Source organism: Streptomyces sp. OR43, from assembly GCF_008042275.1.
GTDB lineage: Bacteria > Actinomycetota > Actinomycetes > Streptomycetales > Streptomycetaceae > Streptomyces.
This window is the reverse complement of record NZ_RDBK01000079.1, coordinates 1-1,645: the sequence shown is the minus strand read 5'-3', so window position 1 is coordinate 1,645 and position 1,645 is coordinate 1. Positions and strand designations below refer to the sequence as shown.

The following is a 1,645-nucleotide window of genomic DNA, read 5'->3' as shown; positions in this document are numbered from 1 at the left end:
CGCCAGGAGTTGGGTCCCATGACGCCGTCGATGGGGCCGGTGTAGCCGTGTGCTGCCGAGAGTCGTTGTACCGCGGCCCAGGTGTTGGTTCCGGGGACTCCGTCGAGGGGTCCGGTGTAGCCCCAGTTCCGCATGTTCAGCTGGAGTGCGGTGTAGGTGCGGGGGCCGGGAACGCCGTCGATCGGTCCGGTGTATCCGGACTGGATCCGCAGCCAGTTCTGCGTCCGCTGCCACATCACCGGGCCCGGGACACCGTCCTGCTCCGTCGACGTCTTCGGCAACCCGCCACCGCCGCCCAGGTAGTTCAGCGGGTTCACGCGCGTGCCGCCCGGGGTGATCAGGTGCCAGTGCACATGTGGCCCGGTGGAGCTTCCGGAACCGGGCGCGCCGACTGCGCCTCCGGAACGGCCGACGATTCCCCCCTTGCCCACCGACGCGCCGTTGGCCAGCAGGAACTGCGACAGGTGCATGTACTGCGTCCGGTACCCGTCGCTGTGGGTGATCGTCACCGTGTGCCCGCCGGTGCCGTTGTCCGGAATGTTCGTGACGACTCCGGCGCCCGCGGCCGGCAGCGCGGTGCCGACTGCCATGCCGTAGTCGATCCCGCCCAGCGAGCCGCTGTCCAGGTGGTCCTGCCAGGTGCCGGTGACCTGATAGCCGCTGAACGGGTTGTAGATGTCCAGCGCCTGGGCGGGGTCGCCCGAGAACAGCACGCCGCCGGCCGCCAGGCCGAGCGTGGTGAACGAGCCGCGCAGCAACGTGCGCCTGCTCATCTCGGCCCGAGGCCGAGCCGTCCGGGCGTCTTCGGAACGATGCTTCTCACACACGGTAACTCCCTTGTAAATGAGGCGACTTGGCCTGGCAGAGGGATGTGGGTCACGGTAGCCTACGCGCATAGATTTTGATAAGCGCATGACATTTCCGTCCCTGGCGCGCCCGTGCCGGGACCCTCGCCCCACCGGAGGAGACATGCGCTGGAGAACGCTGATTCGCGGCGTCGTGGCGACGGCACTGGCCCCGGCCGAAATCGCCCTGTCCACCGGCCCGGCGCACGCGGACGACCCGGCCCGCACGCGGGCGGCCGACCTGGAAGGCCCGCACGCGGGCGGCCGACCTGGAAGGCCTGGACGTCTCGAACTATCAGGTGGGCATGGACCATGCCCGGGCGGCTGCGGAGGGCCGGCAGTTCGTCATCGCCAAGGCCGGCGGGTGCCAGCTCGCCGAGGGCCCGTACACCACGTCCTCCTATGCCGGCCATGTCGCCGGAGCCCGCGCCGCCGGACTGCGGGTGGGGCACTACTGGCTGTCGGGAGACTTCCTCACGCCCGCTGCCGCCGCCGACTACTTCGTGGACCATCTGCACGACTACCGGACCGGCGACGTGCTCGCGCTGGATGTCGAGGTCCTGGACGACTCGACCCGGCTGTGGGACGACACGGACGTGGCCGCCTGGTTCAACCGCGTACGGGAGCGAGTCGGAAGCTACGTGCCGTGGTTCTACATCAGTACCGCCGCACTGCGGTCCGGGACCTGGGACCGCACGATCGCGGCCGGTGCCCATCTGTGGGCCGCCTCCTGGGGGCCGAACGACGGCACCTGGCCCGGCGAGCCCGACCTCGGGGGCCGGTACCCGGACTGGGCGGCG

At 70.4% G+C, this 1,645-nt stretch carries 2 protein-coding genes; one reads left to right on the top strand and one right to left on the bottom strand.

Translation table 11 applies throughout. The features are described from left to right. Nucleotides 1-773 (bottom strand): peptidoglycan DD-metalloendopeptidase family protein (locus EAO72_RS40690; protein ID WP_148022424.1); only part of this gene is annotated, 773 nt, incomplete at its 3' end. Nucleotides 774-1,150: 377 nt separating this feature from the next. Here EAO72_RS40690 and EAO72_RS40685 point away from each other — a divergent pair. Further along, a partial coding sequence (locus EAO72_RS40685) for a GH25 family lysozyme (RefSeq protein ID WP_261991869.1) occupies nt 1,151-1,645 on the top strand: 495 nt, incomplete at its 3' end.